Source organism: Acinetobacter sp. YH12227 (assembly GCF_013417785.1).
GTDB classification, from domain to species: domain Bacteria; phylum Pseudomonadota; class Gammaproteobacteria; order Pseudomonadales; family Moraxellaceae; genus Acinetobacter; species Acinetobacter gandensis.
In genome coordinates, this window is record NZ_VPDH01000004.1 from 66163 (window position 1) to 83605 (window position 17443).

20 protein-coding genes, 2 rRNA genes and 1 pseudogene are annotated in these 17443 nt (G+C 40.0%); 13 read left to right on the forward strand and 10 right to left on the reverse strand.

Translation table 11 applies throughout. The features are described from left to right. Window positions 1-45: 45 nt before the first annotated feature. On the reverse strand, window positions 46-564 hold the full coding sequence (locus FTV09_RS01610) for a hypothetical protein (RefSeq protein WP_180056452.1): 519 nt from the start codon (window positions 562-564) through the stop codon (window positions 46-48). 360 nt (window positions 565-924) lie between these two features. Next, window positions 925-2196 carry a bifunctional phosphopantothenoylcysteine decarboxylase/phosphopantothenate--cysteine ligase CoaBC gene (gene coaBC, locus FTV09_RS01615; protein WP_067767901.1) on the reverse strand — a complete coding sequence of 424 codons (1272 nt, stop codon included), beginning with the start codon at window positions 2194-2196 and terminating at the stop codon, window positions 925-927. Between the two features lie 112 nt (window positions 2197-2308). Between coaBC and radC the strand changes: the two genes are divergently transcribed. Together radC and FTV09_RS01625 are read left to right on the forward strand one after the other, a co-directional pair. Then, the gene (gene radC, locus FTV09_RS01620) at window positions 2309-3010 is read left to right on the forward strand and encodes a DNA repair protein RadC (protein WP_180056453.1); all 702 of its coding nucleotides are present in this window, start codon (window positions 2309-2311) and stop codon (window positions 3008-3010) included. Between the two features lie 75 nt (window positions 3011-3085). Continuing rightward, window positions 3086-3997, forward strand: a complete 912-nt coding sequence (locus FTV09_RS01625; RefSeq protein WP_067767924.1) for a bestrophin family protein — start codon at window positions 3086-3088, stop codon at window positions 3995-3997. Window positions 3998-4090: 93 nt separating this feature from the next. Here FTV09_RS01625 and FTV09_RS01630 read toward each other — a convergent pair whose 3' ends face one another. Then, on the reverse strand, window positions 4091-4942 hold the full coding sequence (locus FTV09_RS01630; RefSeq protein WP_180056455.1) for a PHP domain-containing protein: 852 nt from the start codon (window positions 4940-4942) through the stop codon (window positions 4091-4093). Between the two features lie 44 nt (window positions 4943-4986). Between FTV09_RS01630 and FTV09_RS01635 the strand changes: the two genes are divergently transcribed. From FTV09_RS01635 to mnmC, 4 genes are read left to right on the forward strand one after another with little or no spacing between them, the layout of a single operon-like run. Further along, window positions 4987-5598, forward strand: coding sequence for a septation protein IspZ (locus tag FTV09_RS01635; protein WP_067767930.1), 612 nt, complete (start codon window positions 4987-4989; stop codon window positions 5596-5598). 28 nt (window positions 5599-5626) lie between these two features. Then, window positions 5627-5929 carry a YciI family protein gene (locus FTV09_RS01640; protein ID WP_067767933.1) on the forward strand — a complete coding sequence of 101 codons (303 nt, stop codon included), beginning with the start codon at window positions 5627-5629 and terminating at the stop codon, window positions 5927-5929. A gap of 5 nt (window positions 5930-5934) precedes the next feature. Next, complete coding sequence (locus FTV09_RS01645) at window positions 5935-6444, forward strand: hypothetical protein (RefSeq protein WP_067767936.1); 510 nt, start codon at window positions 5935-5937, stop codon at window positions 6442-6444. A gap of 49 nt (window positions 6445-6493) precedes the next feature. Further along, complete coding sequence (gene mnmC / locus FTV09_RS01650) at window positions 6494-8422, forward strand: FAD-dependent 5-carboxymethylaminomethyl-2-thiouridine(34) oxidoreductase MnmC (protein ID WP_180056458.1); 1929 nt, start codon at window positions 6494-6496, stop codon at window positions 8420-8422. A 56-nt stretch (window positions 8423-8478) separates the two neighbouring features. Here mnmC and FTV09_RS01655 read toward each other — a convergent pair whose 3' ends face one another. Further along, entirely contained in the window at window positions 8479-8793 is a 315-nt protein-coding gene (locus FTV09_RS01655; RefSeq protein WP_067767942.1) for a rhodanese-like domain-containing protein, read from the reverse strand. 92 nt (window positions 8794-8885) lie between these two features. Here FTV09_RS01655 and FTV09_RS01660 point away from each other — a divergent pair, with 92 nt between their 5' ends. From FTV09_RS01660 to FTV09_RS01670, 3 genes are all read left to right on the forward strand, one after another. Next, window positions 8886-9374: a YajQ family cyclic di-GMP-binding protein gene (locus FTV09_RS01660; protein ID WP_067767945.1), complete on the forward strand. Its 489-nt coding sequence runs from the start codon at window positions 8886-8888 to the stop codon at window positions 9372-9374. Between the two features lie 26 nt (window positions 9375-9400). Beyond that, window positions 9401-9904: a DUF4442 domain-containing protein gene (locus tag FTV09_RS01665; protein WP_067767948.1), complete on the forward strand. Its 504-nt coding sequence runs from the start codon at window positions 9401-9403 to the stop codon at window positions 9902-9904. Window positions 9905-10037: 133 nt separating this feature from the next. Then, window positions 10038-10535 carry an ester cyclase gene (locus FTV09_RS01670; protein WP_067767951.1) on the forward strand — a complete coding sequence of 166 codons (498 nt, stop codon included), beginning with the start codon at window positions 10038-10040 and terminating at the stop codon, window positions 10533-10535. 75 nt (window positions 10536-10610) lie between these two features. Here the strand turns inward: FTV09_RS01670 and FTV09_RS01675 are convergent, their stop codons facing one another. From FTV09_RS01675 to FTV09_RS01685, 3 genes are read right to left on the reverse strand one after another with little or no spacing between them, the layout of a single operon-like run. Then, complete coding sequence (locus FTV09_RS01675; RefSeq protein ID WP_067767954.1) at window positions 10611-11030, reverse strand: acyl-CoA thioesterase; 420 nt, start codon at window positions 11028-11030, stop codon at window positions 10611-10613. A gap of 30 nt (window positions 11031-11060) precedes the next feature. Next, a complete protein-coding gene (gene trxC, locus FTV09_RS01680) occupies window positions 11061-11483 on the reverse strand; it encodes a thioredoxin TrxC (protein WP_180056460.1) in 423 nt (140 codons plus the stop codon). Continuing rightward, entirely contained in the window at window positions 11484-12380 is an 897-nt protein-coding gene (locus FTV09_RS01685) for an alpha/beta hydrolase (RefSeq protein ID WP_180056462.1), read from the reverse strand. 123 nt (window positions 12381-12503) lie between these two features. Between FTV09_RS01685 and FTV09_RS01690 the strand changes: the two genes are divergently transcribed. From FTV09_RS01690 to FTV09_RS01700, 3 genes are read left to right on the forward strand one after another with little or no spacing between them, the layout of a single operon-like run. Then, entirely contained in the window at window positions 12504-12839 is a 336-nt protein-coding gene (locus FTV09_RS01690; RefSeq protein ID WP_067767963.1) for a TIGR01244 family sulfur transferase, read from the forward strand. After that, the gene (locus tag FTV09_RS01695; protein ID WP_180056464.1) at window positions 12832-13251 is read left to right on the forward strand and encodes a beta-lactamase hydrolase domain-containing protein; all 420 of its coding nucleotides are present in this window, start codon (window positions 12832-12834) and stop codon (window positions 13249-13251) included. Before FTV09_RS01690 ends, FTV09_RS01695 begins: the two co-directional genes overlap by 8 nt. Then, the gene (locus tag FTV09_RS01700; protein ID WP_180056466.1) at window positions 13244-13351 is read left to right on the forward strand and encodes a colicin release lysis protein; all 108 of its coding nucleotides are present in this window, start codon (window positions 13244-13246) and stop codon (window positions 13349-13351) included. Before FTV09_RS01695 ends, FTV09_RS01700 begins: the two co-directional genes overlap by 8 nt. 53 nt (window positions 13352-13404) lie before the next feature. Here FTV09_RS01700 and FTV09_RS01705 read toward each other — a convergent pair. After that, window positions 13405-15400: pseudogene (locus FTV09_RS01705) on the reverse strand (hypothetical protein). A 141-nt stretch (window positions 15401-15541) separates the two neighbouring features. Here FTV09_RS01705 and FTV09_RS01710 point away from each other — a divergent pair. Beyond that, the gene (locus FTV09_RS01710; RefSeq protein WP_180056469.1) at window positions 15542-16918 is read left to right on the forward strand and encodes a dihydrolipoyl dehydrogenase; all 1377 of its coding nucleotides are present in this window, start codon (window positions 15542-15544) and stop codon (window positions 16916-16918) included. A gap of 109 nt (window positions 16919-17027) precedes the next feature. Here FTV09_RS01710 and rrf read toward each other — a convergent pair. Next, window positions 17028-17142 (reverse strand): 5S ribosomal RNA (gene rrf / locus FTV09_RS01715). Window positions 17143-17345: 203 nt separating this feature from the next. Next, a 23S ribosomal RNA gene (locus FTV09_RS01720) occupies window positions 17346-17443 on the reverse strand; the annotation flags it as partial.

The window sequence follows — 17443 nt, forward strand, 5'->3', positions numbered from 1 at the left end:
GGGCTTTTTTTTATGATCTATTTGAATATTCTATTTCAAAATTAACTAGTGGCTATTGACTGTAATATTACCGTTTGGAAAGGGTTCATCGTCATATTCAGTCCATTTATAATCTGAAGCATCTTGTTCTTCACGCAATCCGACATAACTTTGCTGAGGTGCATCAACAGATTCTTGGGTATTGTCATGATCCAATTCAGCGCTGATATTTTTAAATTCTTCGTCTAATTGCGTCTGATATTTGGCCACTTCAGCCTCATCAATGAATGCAAAAGCACTTTCCTCAATTTTCCATGAATACCCCTGCACATCTTTATAAATTTGCACGGGTATTTGATAGGACTGCCCATCATATTTCAGTGTGGCTTGCCCTTTAAAACTGGTTCCCTGACGCTCTAAAATTTTAAAATCTTGTATTTTCAAATGATACTGTTGATACGCAGCATTTTGATCAAACTCTCGTTGCATTTGTAATTCAATACGATCTGACAATTCGTCGGTCGAAACAAAATAGCTGCATCCCACAAAGCTCAAGGCAACTGCGATAAATAGAATTCGCAACATGCTACATCCCCCATGATGCACGTTTTATTCTTTAACCAAGAAGATCACATTTTCAGGAAAATTCGTTTTAATGATCTCACTCTACTTATCATAGTATCGAAATCGACAAAGAGCACAAGTAAAATAACACTCTAAAGGTATTTATTTTTTAATTTTAATATCAAATACTTAAAATAGATATCTCACCTTTTAAAGCCCTAACATGGGCGGGTAAAAACTGACATTTTAAGTATCAAATTGACATTTTTGGCCGCCTGGTACAGCAATAAAAATCTAGGCATCTTTATTTTTATTCTGATAAAAAGCCCCTTATCAGGAGCTTTTTATAATTTGAACGACTGAATTATCAACTCATCTGAATCAGTCTTCGTCAACTTCAGGCTCATAATGTAAGGCATCATGAATCGCCTCAACCAATTGTTGTGCAATTTCTTGTTTAGATGCTTTCTCTAAATCACGCTTTTCCATCTGATATTGCTCAGCAAAAAACACTGTCATCGCATTTTCATCCGAAGCAAAACCAATATCAGAACGCGACACATCATTGCACGCAATCATATCCAGTTTTTTTGCAATCAACTTGCCTGCGGCATATTCTTCCACATTACGGGTTTCGGCAGCAAAACCGACCATAAATGGACGTTTATCTTGCTGCGCAATGGTCGCAACAATATCCGGATTTTTAATGAGTGCAACATTAAGCTCATCGCCGGCTTTTTTAATCTTATGCTCTGCAACTTCAGCCACGCGATAATCCGCCACCGCAGCCGTTGCAATAAAGATATCGCAACCTTCTTCTAGCATATCCAAGCTGGTATTCAGCATTTTAATGGCAGATTGCACATTAATTCGGCGTACACCATTTGGCGTATCAAGGCTAACCGGCCCAGCAATTAACGTAACTTTAGCACCTGCGGCATAACATGCGGCTGCCAAAGCAAAGCCCATTTTTCCGGTACTGTGATTGGAAATATAACGTACTGGATCAATCGACTCACGTGTAGGGCCGGCCGTAATTGCAACATGCTTGCCTGCCAACATGCCAAATTTTTCCGCGATTGCACGCTGAGCTTGATGGAAATAAGCCGTCACTTGATCTGCTAGATCTTCAGGCTCTGGCATACGCCCTAGCCCTACATCACCACAGGCTTGCGAACCTGCATTTGGCATAATCACGTGCACGCCATCTTCAACTAATGTATTGAGATTGCGTTGGGTCGCTTTCGCCGCCCACATCTGTTGATTCATTGCAGGTGCAACCCATACTGGAGCTTTGGTCGCAAGGTATAAAGTTGAGAGCAAATCGTCCGCTAGACCTGCGGCAAATTTTGCCAAGGTGTCACAGCTTGCAGGTGCAACGAGCACTAAATCAGCCCAACGTGCCAATTCAATATGCCCCATACCTGCTTCAGCTTCAGGGTTTAACAATTCGGTATGTACCGGATTGCCCGACAAGGCTTGAAAGGTCAAAGGTGTGACAAAAGCTTGTGCACCTTGAGTCATTACAACACGTACATCAAACCCTGCGTCTTTTAGTCGACGCACAAGAATGGCACTTTTATATGCTGCGATACCGCCAGTTACAGCTAAAAGAATATTTTTAGTGGGCATTACACTTAAATCAAAGCTCACGAACAGGCTACCTATCTGTTGCAGTGGCGCTCACAATAGCATTAAATATTGGCTGACCCAACAATCCAACTTTAAAAAGCTGGATCACTGATAATAAAAAAGTCTAACAACAATGAATAATTCTATAAAAAATTGGCCTGAACTCGAACGGCCACGTGAACGCCTCATCCATCAAGGTGCTGAAAGTTTATCCGATGCTGAACTGCTAGCAATCTTTCTACGTTCAGGTTCACAGCAACATTCAGCGGTCGAGTTGGCTCGCCTGCTGATTCAGCATTATGGGCAACTGAATCTTTTAATGGATGCATCACTTGAGGATTTACGCCAGTTTCACGGTATTGGAAACAGTAAATTTGCTCAACTCATGGCAGTGAAAGAACTTGGAAAACGATATATTGGACAACACGTTCAAAATGCAGCTATCGCTTTACAGCACTCTGAACAACTGAAAAATTATTTAAGATATGAGTTTTTATCAGAACGACAAGAGATTTTTGGTGTGCTGTGTTTGGATGCGCATTTAAGAAAAATAAACTTTAAAAAACTGTTCTATGGCAGCTTAAATTCCTGTGAAATCTCCATCAATCAACTCTTGCGCTATGCAATATCGGAATATGCCACCAATATTGTCATTGCCCATAATCATCCCTTTGGTCATGCTCAACCCTCCGCTGCTGATTTACAACTTACTGAACAAATTCACCAGGCCTGTGCCTTGGTCGAAATCCGTTTAATCGATCATTGTATTATTGCCGCAGAAGACAGTTTTTCTTTTGCTGAACATGGCTTAATCAGCACAATGAAAACAGCATGAAAGATCTATTGACAATGCATCCTTCAACCATGAAGATCATCATAATTTTTTTAAATATAAATTTATTATTCCAACATGATCGTTCGTGACCAACCCAGTATTTTTAAGGTGCTATTTTCTTGGCGTGGAACGATTTTACCCAAGGTTTTACCACCGCTCGGTGTGGTGATGCTCTTATCTGCCGTGATTGGTGGACTATCTTATGTCGACATCTTTCATTTTCCAGAATTTCCACTGGTGGGCTTTACCTTAATTGGCGTTGTACTTTCGATTTTTCTAGGGTTCAAAAACTCTGCGTGTTATGACCGCTGGTGGGAAGCTCGCCGTTTATGGGGTATTTTGATTGCCAATGCACGCCATTTTGACCGCGACTGTCGTTTACTCAGTCAAGGTCGTCGTGAACGTGTGATTCAGCACGTCATCGTCTTTGCCAACGTCCTACGCGATCGACTACGTCATCAAACAGCGAATCCTACTGAATTGGTCGAAACCAGTGGGATGAGCGCCAATGCCATTACCCAGTTATACCAACAAGCCAATGCTCCACAATACACTTTAAGTTTGATTCAATGGGAGTTGATGCAAGCGCTGAAAGAAGGTGAAATTTCTGACATAATTTATGCACAAATGAATCAACACGTGATGGAACTGAGTACAGTGCAAACTGGCTGCGATCGTATTGCGACGACGCCTTTACCTTTTGCCTATTCTGTTTTACTGAATCGTACCGTGTACTTTTTCTGTTTTGTGCTGCCGTTTAGTTTAGGTTCAACTCTCGGTTTGGCAACACCGCTCTTGGTCGGTATTCTTGCTTATACATTCTTAGGTTTAGATGCGTTAAGTTCTGAAATTGAAGAGCCTTTCGGAACGCAAAGCAATGACTTACCTCTCGACTCGATGGTCCGCACCATTGAAATTGAATTGTTAGGAACGCTTGGTAAACCAACGCCGCCCCCCATTCAAGCCAAAGACCATAACTTACTTTAATTTATTATCTCTCCCTAGCCCTCTCCTTATAGGAGAGAGAACATCGTCTCACTCCTATAAGGAATATATTCCGCAAGGAGATGAAAGAAATATTTAAACAAAACTTTCCCAAATCCCAACTTGGCCTTCTTTGACACGAGGAATATTGCCTAATTTAATCCATGGCATATTGTCGCCATGAAAATCACTGCCCACCGAAACTTTGAGTTGGTGCTCAGCAATCATTCGGTCAACCATTTGGCGAGTAGATAGCGGCTCAATCGCCGGTGGCAACTCAACGGCATCACCACCTGCTAGAGCAAAAATTTCAATCAAATAGCGAATATTGGTTGCAGATAAATCATAACGAGTTGGATGAGCAAGTACCGCATACCCACCACTTTGATGAATCACGGCAATGGTATCGGCAAGACTTGGGCCTTCAAATTTTACATAGGCTTTTTTGCCTTCTTTAATATATTTATCAAAGGCCTGTTGTGGACGTGACACACAGCCTTTTTCAACCAATGTTTTGGCAATGTGGGTTCGTGTCACTCGGTCAGGCTCATTATCCACTTTGGCAATCACATCTTGATAAATATCCTGACCAATTAGCGGAATCAACAAATCACAGATTTGTCGCGCTCGTTCTGCACGTATTAACTTTTGCTGTCTCAACAGGTCTTGTAGCGGCTCAGGATTTTGCATATTCAAGGCCACGATATGCACGCCATAACTTTTTTTAGTTGCAGGTCGTGACCATTGGCTGGAGATTTCTACACCTGAAATAATTTGTATCTGACATTCGGTTGCCGCCTGTTCAGCTAAAATTAAGCCGTCCATTGTATCGTGATCCGTAAGCGCAAGGGTATGTATGCCAATTTGGCTGGCCGCACGCACCAATTCTGCAGGTGACAAAGTACCATCAGAAATATTACTGTGTGTATGTAAATCTACGCCTTGCATCTCTATACTATGTCATTTATTTGATCAGATTTAGATACTCTAACATGAAAGCACTTTTAGACTTTGTGCCACTCATTATTTTCTTTTATTTATATAAAACTGTAGATCCAAAAGATACACAGCACCCGTTATTGCAATTAGTTGGTTCTGCAGGCGGCGTGGACAATAATAATATCCTTGTAGCCACCACCGGTCTCATGCTTTCCATGTTAGTGGTATATGGCGCATTGTTTGTCATGCAAAAATTCCGTTTAGATAAACAACAATGGATTGTGTTGTTTATGACGGTTATTTTTGGTGGCATTACACTAATTCTCAGTGATGATTTTTATATTCGCCTGAAAGCAGTCTTACTGAATTTGGTCTTTGCAGGTGCATTCCTTCTTTCACCGTTCTTTAGCAAAGATAAGAAGCCGCTTATCGAACGTTTATTTGGCCCCGTGTTAAATTTAACAGTTGCAGGTTGGAAAAAACTGAACTATGCATGGGCCGCAATGTTTGTGGTGATGTCTTGTTTACACACCTTCTTTGCTTATTTATTTGCCGATGGAAAATATTGGGGTGAATTCACTGCATTTGGTGACATGATCGTGATGTTTTCCTTTATCATTATTCAGTTTATTGTATTGCGTAAATACTTTAAGACCTCTGAATAATCCATTCGGTCAAAAATCAGGAAAAGTCATGCCATTATTCGTCGTAAGCTGTACAGATAATGAAGGTACAGTGGAAAAGCGCCTTGCAGTTCGTCCTCAACATTTAGAACGTCTACAAAAATTAGATGACGAAGGTCGTTTAGTTGTTGCTGGAGCGATGCCAAAAGACCCAACCAATCCACAAGCGGGCTTTTATGGTAGTACGATTATTGTTGATTTTGATAACCGTGAAGCATTGGATGCTTGGTTAGCTGATGAGCCATTTTTAAAAGAAGGTGTTTACGGTCATATTGACGTAAAACCATTTAACAAAGCATTTCCTAAAGGATAAGGCTCATGCACGTCGTTGTTTCTAGTTTACTGGGCTTATCTTTAATTTGTTCAACTGCATGGGCTGTCGAAACAGCTCCTGCTCCCGCTGTAGCCCCTGCTGCTCAAGCAACGACTGCAACACCACCACCCGTTCCACAAACAATTCCTGCCAACAAACCAGGGATTTTGCCTGTTTCGGCAAGCATTAAAGCCAACGGTCAACCTCAGGAAGCCAATCCACTGACCATTGAACAGTTAGCAAAAAATAAAGCCTTACAAGATGCGAAAGTCAAGGCAATGGTGAAAGACCAATCTGTACGTCTACAGCAATTGGAAAAAGCCAATTTGGAAGCTTTAGCACAGAACCAAGAGCTGCAATTAAAAAATGATAGTTTGGGTGTTCAAGTTCAAGTCCTCCAAAGTGAACGCAGTGCACAAATGTTTTTGTATGGTGCAAGTACGCTAGGTGTAGGCGTATTACTTGGCTTTTTATTGGCCAGCTATGTCTATACCAAACGTCGTCGCCAGTGGTAGTACACCTCCCTATTTTTCTTTCTAAACAAAATTTAAGGTTGCTTTAGTTTTGTCGAGTGCAATTCAAACTGCCGATCTCGATTGGCACATGATTGATGGTGTAGATATTCCTGCATCCAAACAGTTTGGTGATGTTTATTTCTCAAGAGACAATGGCTTAAATGAAACGCGTCATGTCTATTTAAACGGAAATGATCTTGAGAGCCGTTTGGCTGAAATCACAGATTATGAGTATTTCTGTGTCGGTGAGACAGGTTTTGGCACAGGTCTTAACATCCTTGCACTTTGGCAACTTTGGCAACAGGTTCGCCCTGATAATCACAGCCATTTACATGCGATTTCTGTGGAAAAATTTCCACTGACAAAGGCTGATTTAATTCGTGCCTTAAATGCATGGCCAGAATTGAAATCTTTCACAGAACAACTGATTGCAAAATATCCTGAACCGATCGCAGGCTGTCACCGTCTAGATTTTCCAGACGAACGTTTTTCTATAGATTTATGGCTTGGCGATGTACATGACGTTTTTTCTGTCATGGCAAAAACCACCACAGTCAATGCATGGTTTCTTGATGGCTTTACCCCAGCCTGTAACCCTGACATGTGGAAAGAACAAGTTCTCAATCATATCGTGCGTCTTTCTGACATCGGCACAACCTTTGCCTCGTTTAGCGTTGCAGGTGTACTCAAACGTGGCTTGCGTCAACATGGAATTCGCGTGACACGCCCTCGGGGTTATAAGCACAAACGAGAAATGCTCAAAGCATTTTGGTTAGCACCTGAAACAATCAATACGCAAGAAAAAACTCCTCTTGAGTCAGCAGTACCCAGCACAACTGCTTTAAGCAGTTTTAAACAACGCCAAATCGCGATTATTGGCGCAGGAATCGCAGGGTTAAGCTGCGCTTGGGCATTTGCCCAACGTGGACACATCGTGCGTATTTACGAGAAATCTGAGCCACTCTGTGGGGGGTCTGGTAATCCACTTGCTTTACTCAATCCAAAACTCAGTCCGATTGAACAGACTTCCGCGCATTTAATGACTCTGAGCTGGTTATATGCTTTACAGCATTATCCGCAGTTTTCTGCATTTCGCCCTTTGCATATTCATCAATCCATCTTAAAGAATACAGATGAACAGCTAAACTTGGCAAAAGAGTATCCTGAACAAATCATTGAAGCTGCTGATCTTAAAAATCAGTCTGTCAAATCTATATATCCGAGCTTAAATCTAAAGCAAGCTGGTGCTGTTCGACCACACGAACTCAAAGTTGAGATTTTACAACACCCCAATATTCAGCTGGTCTGTGCTGATATTACTCAAATTAAGCAACAGCATAGTCAAGTAGAACTGATTGATTCAAATGACCAACACCTCCATGCCGATCATGTGGTAATTTGTGCTGCACGTGAAAGTATGCATTTGCAAAGCGATTATCCTGAGTTACGTGCCATTCGAGGCCAAGTGAGTTGGTTATATAATCCAGCACAAAAATTAACAATGGATCAAGCCTATAGCTATGGCGGCTATTGCATGCAGCTTGATGATCATCAAATAATTATGGGTGCATCTTTTTACCCAGGTCGTGAAGATACTGAGGTCTTAACTGAAGATCATGTGCATAACTATGAACTTATCCACAGTATTTTTCCTGACTTTGCAAAAACACTGCCACCAATCACTGAATGGCAAGGTCGTGCCGCCCTTCGTGCACAAACAAAAGACTTCTTTCCTGTTATCGGTGCTGTGCATGAAGATAAAGAAATTTACAGCTGTAGTGGCTTAGGCTCAAAAGGTTTTCTATATGCACCGCTATGCGCTGAAGTCATTGCTGCGCAGGTATTGAAGCAAGCTTGTCCAATACCAACAACCTTGCTCGATAAAATACACGCTGCGCGTTTCGTTCGACGTGCAAAAGCAAAATTAAAACCCAAGAAGCCTTATTTTCAAGCTCAATCACAGTCTCAAGCTGAGTAACTTTTCAAAGAATAAGCATAAAAAAAGCGCCTTCCGGCGCTTTTTTTGATCAGGTCTTATTGCCCTTGAACTAAGGGCAACCCTGCATCACGAGCTGCACGTGTGCCGCCCATTAAGACCACGTATTCACGTGAGCTGTCAAAACCCTCTAATAATTCAGCTGCACGTGGAGCTTTACTTCCGCCACCACATAAAATGTAAATGGGTTGATCCGTTGACACTTGAGTCAATGCTTCCGAAGACAAAGCTGTGATTGGCTGGTTCACAGCTCCTTTCACATGCGCCTCAGCATAAGCACCGGCATCACGAACATCCCAGATAATCGAGTCTTCTGGGAACTCAAATGTTGTAATTTCTTGTTTACGGATCATTGCGCACTCCTTTTGATGTAAACAACACTTGGCAAATGAAGAAAACATCCCTAGCATCTCAGATATTCTTTCCCTTTGTAAAGGTCTAATCTATGCCTTCTTTCGATATTGTTTCTGAATTAGAAGTTTTTGAAGTAAATCATGCAGTTCAAAACACGCAAAAAGAAATTGCAACACGTTTTGACTTCCGTGGTCAGGACGTTTCTATTGAACTAAATGAAAAAAATAAGGAAATTAAAATTTCGACTGAAAGTGATTTCCAATGTGAACAAGTTTATAGCATGTTAGAAAACCATTTCTTTAAACGTAAGGTGGATATTCAAGCTTTAGATCCACAAAAAATGACAGCTTCTGGCAAAAATGTAGTTCAAGTCATCAAGCTTAAAGATGGCCTTGACTCTGATACCGCAAAAAAAATTAATAAAGCCATTAAAGAAAGCGGCATTAAGGCGCAATCTTCAATTCAAGGCGACAAAATTCGTGTAACAGATAAAAAACGCGATACCTTACAGCAAATTATGGCGTTCTTAAAAGAACAACAATTTGGTGTACCGCTACAATTCAATAACTTTAAAGATTAAGGCAGAATTGCCCCCAAAGGATTCTCATGACACGACCAAATAAACTTCACAAACTGGTAAATGCAACGTCAAAATTACCGAAAGGGATTCAAAGTCGTTTACTAAGCCAAGCATTTGGTCGCGTCGTGCCGATGGTAGGTACTGCTAAAATTCGATATCAACATGTTAGCTCTGAGCGTGTTGAGGTGAGCATTGCCAATCACAAGGCAATGCAAAACCATATCGGACAGCTTCATGCATGTGCAATGGCACTCATTGCAGAGACAGCAACAGGCTTTGTCACAGCGATGAATGTTCCTGATAGTGCTATTGTGCTAGTCAAAACCCTAAAAGTTGATTTCAAACGACCAAGTAAAGGCGCCATGCTCGCAATTGCAACTTTAACGGCAGAACAACAAGAACAGATGCGTACTTCCGACAAAGGTGAAACTTTGGTTCAAGTTCAAGTCACCGATGAATCGGGTGAAGCACCGATCCAGTGTGAAATGTTATGGGCGTGGGTATCAAAAGCCACTCTGAAAAATAAATAAATGTAAATAAAACTTACTTTTAAGTAAGTATAAGTTTTACCATAATGCTCATAAGTTGAGACGGATCTTCACTATTTAATCTGTCTCAATCAGCTCAATATGATGTGACTTTCATGCAAATATTGAGCACCTTATGAAAAAAATCATGATTGCTATGGCGATGGCTTTGCCGTTTATTTTGACCGCTTGCCAAGCACCACAACAAACAGAATCAACAGCTACATCCAAAATCTCGAATGCAAAACAAGCGGAGCGTGCTGCTGAAAATAAAAAAATTGTCATCGATTTTTATGAAGGTGTGTTCTTAAAACATCAAGTCCAAGAATATTCTGATCGGTATATTGGGCACCAATATATTCAACACAATCCGCATGTTCCTGATGGCAAAGCACCATTTGTCAATTATTTCACCCAATATTTTAAAGAAAATCCTCAAGCCAGCAATGTTATTAAACGCGCTGTTGCTGAGGGTGATCTGGTATTTTTACACGTACACTCCACTCAGAATAAACAAGATCGAGGTGAAGCCATCATCGACATTTTCCGAGTTGAAGATGGAAAAATTGTCGAACATTGGGATGTGCAACAGAGTATTCCAGAACAAAGTGCTAATCAAAACACCATGTTTTAAGCTTATAAATTAGAAATGATACACGCACAAAAAAAGCCACAATGATTGTGGCTTTTTAGCATGATTAACTGCTTATTATGCTTGATCAGCAGAAAACTTTGCTTTTGCGTCGGCGGGAATTTGACGTTTAGAACCTTTTACATCCACTGCGACAAAGGTAAATACACCTTCTGTCACACGGATTGGATTACGTGAACTGTCATGGCTATCCCAAACTTCAATTTGCATTTGAATTGAGGTATTCCCCACTTTCAAAATTTTGGTATAGACACTAATCACGTCACCCACTTTCACAGGGACTAAGAAGGTCATTTGATTGATCGAAATCGTTGCACAACGCCCCTGACTGAAACGTTCTGCGTGAATAGCACCGGCCAAGTCCATTTGTGACACAATCCAACCACCAAATACATCCCCGCTCCAGTTGGTATCTGCTGGCATCGCGATGGTTTGTAGGGAAAGCGTTCCTTCAGGTTTTACATGAGTTTCTGACACTTTAGCTCCTGGCGCTGACGTTTATTGAGTTTAATTTAATTGCTGGTCGAGCCACTGCTGTAACTCACCTGCACGCATTGCTCCGCTTATTCTAGCAATTTCGTTGGTTTTATTCATTAAAACTAATGTTGGAATGCTTCGCACATTAAAAGCGCTGCTTAAACGTGGATTTGCTTCGGTATCAATTTTAGCAAAAACCACGCCAGCATTTGACTTTGCCACTTGCGCAAAATGCGGAGCCATCATTTTACATGGACCACACCACTCCGCCCACAGGTCAATCAATACAGGCAAATCACTATTGCTAATGAAATTACTAAAATTCTGTTCATTCAATTCAATTGGTGCAAGTGGAATAAGCCCTTGATGGCATTGACCACATGCAGGACCAATTTCTAGTTTTTCTTCAGGTACACGATTTTTTGCACCACATTCAGGACACACAACGATCATTTAGCTAACTCCAACATGTTGATGTAAAAATTCTAATTGGGTTGTGATGGCTTTTTCAAACCATTGCCCATGATAAATTTCAAAATGCTTCATATCCCACTCATGATATTGCACAAATGGTGCAATATTGGTCGCAGCTTCACGACTAGATTCAATTGGAATCAAGCTATCTGCTTTTGCAGCAATGAAGAGTACTGGCACATTTATTTCCCGAACATCCTGAATCGGTCTGAATCGAATTAATTTAAATAATGCACGTGCAGGAATTTCACCGCTCCAATAATAATCTGGATTAACTATAGATAAATAACCCTCATAACTATCAGGCGATTGTAAAAAGCATAAGCGGGTTGGATCGACCACAGGCAAAGTCGTCGGCGTCATCCCAACTTTAGAGCCCATGTAATCTTGGCTCGATAATTTTAAAGCTTTTGGTAATTGTTGTAAGGGATAACGTTTGGCGCTTTCCGCTCCATCAACAAACGGAACTTGAACCATTATGGCTTTAATATTGTTTAACTGAGCTGCCAATGACAAGACGTAACCACCACTTAAAGAAGTTCCCCATAGCACCATGCGTCGAGCATCAATCGATTTACGTTGCTGCAAATGACTAATCATGGTCTGCCAGTCTTCTAACTGCGCCTTAATATTAACAAGTTCACGTGGGCGTCCGGTACTCCCTCCCCAGTAACGATAGTCAAAAAGTACAACTGCATAACCGGCTTTCGCAAAACGCTGAGCATATTGAATCAATTTAAATTGGCGTAAAGCAGCTAAGCCATGCGCCATTAAAATGACAGCTGGTTTTTCTACATCTTTCGGACGATAAAAATCTGCGGCAATCACTTCTTGGCCGCTTTTGACATACAGTGGTTCTACTGTATAGGCGTGCATAAGCGCTCCATTGCGTTATTTTATGGTTGTAATCGCTTATAAATTTTAAGAACTTTCAGCTCTACAATGAGCTTAATGCTATCATAAAGCATATATCTATGAATCAAATTATGGAGTGACTCAATGAGCGAAAATGTTGGTTTTGCAGGTCAAATTGGTCCTGAACATGTAGAGCAAGTCGTTGAAAAAGGCTTTAAATCAATTATAAATAACCGCCCAGATATGGAAGGTGGCCCTGATCAACCAGCGAGTGCTCAAATTGAAGAAGCTGCACGTACAGCGGGTTTAGACTATGTACATCAACCTGTTGTTGCAGGTCAAATCACTGAACTGGATGTACGCACATTTGCCAACCATTTCAATGAACTGCCAAAACCAGTGCTGATGTTCTGCCGTACAGGTAATCGTTCAAATAACCTTTACCAACTAGCTAAACAGATGGATCTTTTGGATGATTAATGCATTCATTCAGCGTGCATTATTGGTACTTTGCGTGAGTTGCACAACAGCTTCCTTTGCTCAAGACAGCCAAGTGCTCAATGAGAAAGTCAGTGTATCGGGACAAATGACCACAGATAAATTTTCAAGTTTAATCAAACAGCAAAAATTTAAATCTGTCATTGTGAACCGTCCTGACCAAGAGCAAGGCAATGAAGTTTCTGTGCTGCAACTTAGAAGTATTGCTGAAAAATCTCAGGTTAGTGTCGTTTACCAACCTGTTGTCAGCGGTAAAATTTCTCAAACAGACGTGAAAGAATTTGCAAAATATTATAATGAGCTTCCAAAACCCATTTTGATGATTTGTCGCAGCGGCTCTCGTTCGACATCTCTTTTCAATCAAGCTCAGGCTCAAGGTTTGCTCAATGACTAAATTCGTGTTTGCAATTTTATTTACAACAATGTTGCTAACAGGATGTAATTCGATGAATGTACGTCCAACTGTTGGTGTAAGTGTCGGGACTGCACTTTAATTTTGCAGTCCCTCTAATAAAAAAAACAGCGCCGAAGCGCTGTTTTTTTTATTTTAACGAATCGTGTATTCTTGTTTTGTAATTTGTCCTGTCGGAGCTGTAACTGTCAAGATTAAACTATCCCCCGAATCACATTCTTTTAAGCGGTATGAATAATTTACTTGTGTACTCGACGCAAATGTTGATGGCGTTAGTAAATTAAACACAGATGGAACGGTTGCATTACCACTCCATAACTCTGCTGAACATGATTTTTCATTATCTTTAGTATTATCTTCTGCTTGTACGGCTACTGTTGTTCCAGTCGGCATTGGAACAGATTGCGCGCTATTACCAAACAGCTTGAACGTAAAGTTTGTTTTGGTTGTAGTCACAGCTACATCTTTAATTGTTGGCACATCATTACTAAATGAGAAGACTAACTGTTGACGTATTACTGCAGAAAGTTCTGAACTACATGTTCCTGAGATATTTGGTTGAGCAAAAGTACTGACTGCACAGTTATTCCCCACTGCCCCACGTTTATATAAAAACTCACCTAAAGCTGCTTCAAAAATCGTGTTCTCATTATCATCTCGGAAGAAGTCACCAATATTGCTCGTGAGCTCATCAGTACCCGCAGTATATAAATTATCAGAGTTCTTATCAATATAAGATTTATCGCCTTCAACATAAGCTAAAACGGTTACGCGATTATCAGCTGGACGTGGGTTCTGAGTCTGTAAAACAACACTACATTCGCCATCAGTTGTTGAACAATTCGGTGTAATACTTCCGCCCTCTGTAACAAAACTTACAACTGTACCATCAGGAACTTTATTACCAACACGATCTCGTAAACGCGCAACAATCGTAGCTTTGTCGCCATCAATATCCCATTGTAATGCATTCTTAGTTACGGATAGACTCAAACCATTTTGTGTAACGCGCCCTGTTGCAACAGAGACATCTTTTGTCAATGCTGTAACACTTGTATCACTAGCAAGAGTGGCTTTAAGCTCCACAGGTCCTGGTAGGCTACCAGGGAAGATATCTACGACAATCTTACCATCATCATTAGATTTAATTGTTTTTTGTGTTTTGTTATGCAATGTAATAAAACTAAGATCACTTGGCGCATAAATCAGCTCAACCAATACATCTTGGTTCTTAGCAGGCAGATTATTTGAATATACTGTAAATTCAACTTTACCAGATGCACTAGAACCACTATTAGCAGCACCTAACTTAACTTCACCTGAACTATATACAAGTGAATTGGCTTTAATCGGATTAATTGTAATGTTCTTGGTTGTCGTCGTTGCACCATTATTTGCACTAATACTAATAACTTGAGTGCCAGTACATAATTGGCCTCCGTTAGATATTGCAGTATAAGTTGTTTCAACTAAACCTTGATTTGAGTTTACTGTGTTATTCGTAAACGTTCCACAATCTGAACTAAAAGTTACTTGCACATTATTTTGTGCAATACCTGTCGAGCTATCGACAGTTTTTAGACTAATTTTAACAGAACCACCTGCATCAATAGTTGAATTATCAAATACAAGATTATCAAACTTAGTTTTCAGAGCTTCAACAGATACAAAGGTATCGCTTGTATTGGCAGTATTACCACCAATTTCTGCATTTGCTGCAATTTTAAAAATACCAGTTTTAGTTTCATCTACAGGCTTAATTCCAATTTTTGCAATTCCATCAGCATTTGAGAGCACTGTAGCATTTGAAGTTTCAAAACTAATATTTTCGCCCGTGAATGTTACTAATGCACCACTTACTGGCTGACCATTTTGGTCAGTTACTTTTACACTTGCACCAAGAATTGTTAAAGCTGTAGTTTTTTGATTATTGTTGTCAAAAACTTCAACATTAGTGATATTTAATTTAGCAACTACTGGTGTTTTCAATACCGTTATCAGTACCCGAACCTCCACCAGTAGTATTTTCATTTTGGTTAAAATACCCGTCACTACCACCGCCACCACAGCTTGCAAGTAAAATAGAAATAGCAATAGCAGACAACTTTAAAGGTGCTTGTTTATTAAACATGAAATTCCCCTAGAACCCTCAATATATATAGAGTTGTTATAAATATTTATTGGCTGCTATGTAACCATAGTTATAGCTTTATGTAAATAAAAGGAAGATAAATGTTTGTTGTGGTAAATTCTCTATAAATAAGGAGTCTATATGTACGACATCATCATTATTGGCGCTGGAACTGCAGGTATATCAGCTTATAAAGAAGCGATAAAAAAAACACAAAATATTCTCATAATAAATGATGGGCCTTGGGACACAACCTGTGCTCGCGTAGGATGTATGCCGAGTAAAATTCTTATCTCTACAGCAAATAGAATCCATGATATTTCACATGTGAGCGCTCTAGGTCTCGATGTAAAAGCAACAATTAATACAGAGCATGTCATGCAACATGTACAACAACTCAGAGATCGATTTACACGAGCTACGTTAAAAGATGTTGAAAGCTGGCCAGAGTCTCATAAGATTACTGGAAAAGCTGAATTTATTAATGCAAATACAGTCCAAGTAAATAACCAAAGCTATCAAGCAAAATCATTTATTCTTGCTGTAGGAACAACTCCCACTATTGACACTACTCAAAAACATATTCTAGGTTCCAAACTACTTACCTCTGATCAAATTTTTGAACTTAATCACCTACCCGAATCTATTGCTGTGATTGGCAGTGGTGTAATAGCATTAGAACTCGCACAAGCCTTACATCGTTGCGGGGTTAAAACCACTATTTTTGCACGAAGCCGTAGAATTGGCTCATTAACAAGTCCAACACTTCAAAATTTGGCACAAGAAGTACTCAGCAATGAATTAGATATTAAATTCGAAGTATTACCCGAATCTTATGAAGTTCAAAATGATCAGGTTCACTTAAGTTTTACAGACTCAAATAAACAACAAAAAATGAATGTAGATTATGTTTTGGCTGCAACGGGGCGTAGTACCTTACTTAATTCATTAAATTTAGAAAATATCGATGAATTATTTAATGACTTTAAAAAGCTACCCATCGATCCTATCAGCAAGCAATTAGGGGAATATCCAATTTTTGTTGTAGGTGATGCGCACACAAGCACACCTATTCAACATGAGGCAGCACATGAAGGAAAACAGTCTGTAAATAATTGTCTCAACTATCCGATTATTAAGCCGATTAAAACACTCGGTCCGCTTGGTATCCTTTTTTCATCACCACAAATGGCTACAATAGGTAAAAGTTATAAACAACTTAAAGATCTAAATATAGAATTTGTAACGGGTTTCGTTTCATATGAAAAACAAGGACGGGCAATTGTCGCTGCTAAAAATCAAGGCGCGGCTGAAGTTTATATTGATGTTCATACGCATAAACTATTAGGTGCTGAACTATTCTGTCCTGAAGCAGAACATTTGGCCCATTTACTCGCTTGGATCCTTAATGAAGATATAACAATACACCAAATTTTAGAGAAACCTTTTTATCACCCTACACTCGAAGAAGGTTTAAGAACGGCTTTGAAACATGCAAGAAGGCAGCTGAGTTCCTGATTCCTAGGTGAAATAAGGCTTTTTTTGGTTTTTCCTTTTGATTTTTATCATTTTTAGTGCATAAAAAAATCCCCCTATCTCATAAGAGTTAGGGGGATTTTGAATAATGAGCTGGCGATGACTTACTCTCACATGGGTAACCCCACACTACCATCAGCGCTAAGAGGTTTCACTTCTGAGTTCGGGAAGGGATCAGGTGGTTCACTCTTGCTATTGTCGCCAGCACAACTGTTATGGACTTGTTCGGGTCTTATTTAACTGCTTTACAGTGTATGCCTTACTTCGTACCAAATAGAATTCATTAACAGATTATTTGAGTTGCATATAATGTTCTTAAGCGTTCACTAAATCAAGTTATTTTGCTTAATATCGAATCAATTGATCCTCACTTCTTTCGAAGTTCGTACAACAACTGTTTGGGTGTTGTATAGTCAAGCCTCACGAGCAATTAGTATTGGTCAGCTTCATGCGTCACCGCACTTCCACATCCAACCTATCAACGTCGTAGTCTTCAACGGCTCTTTA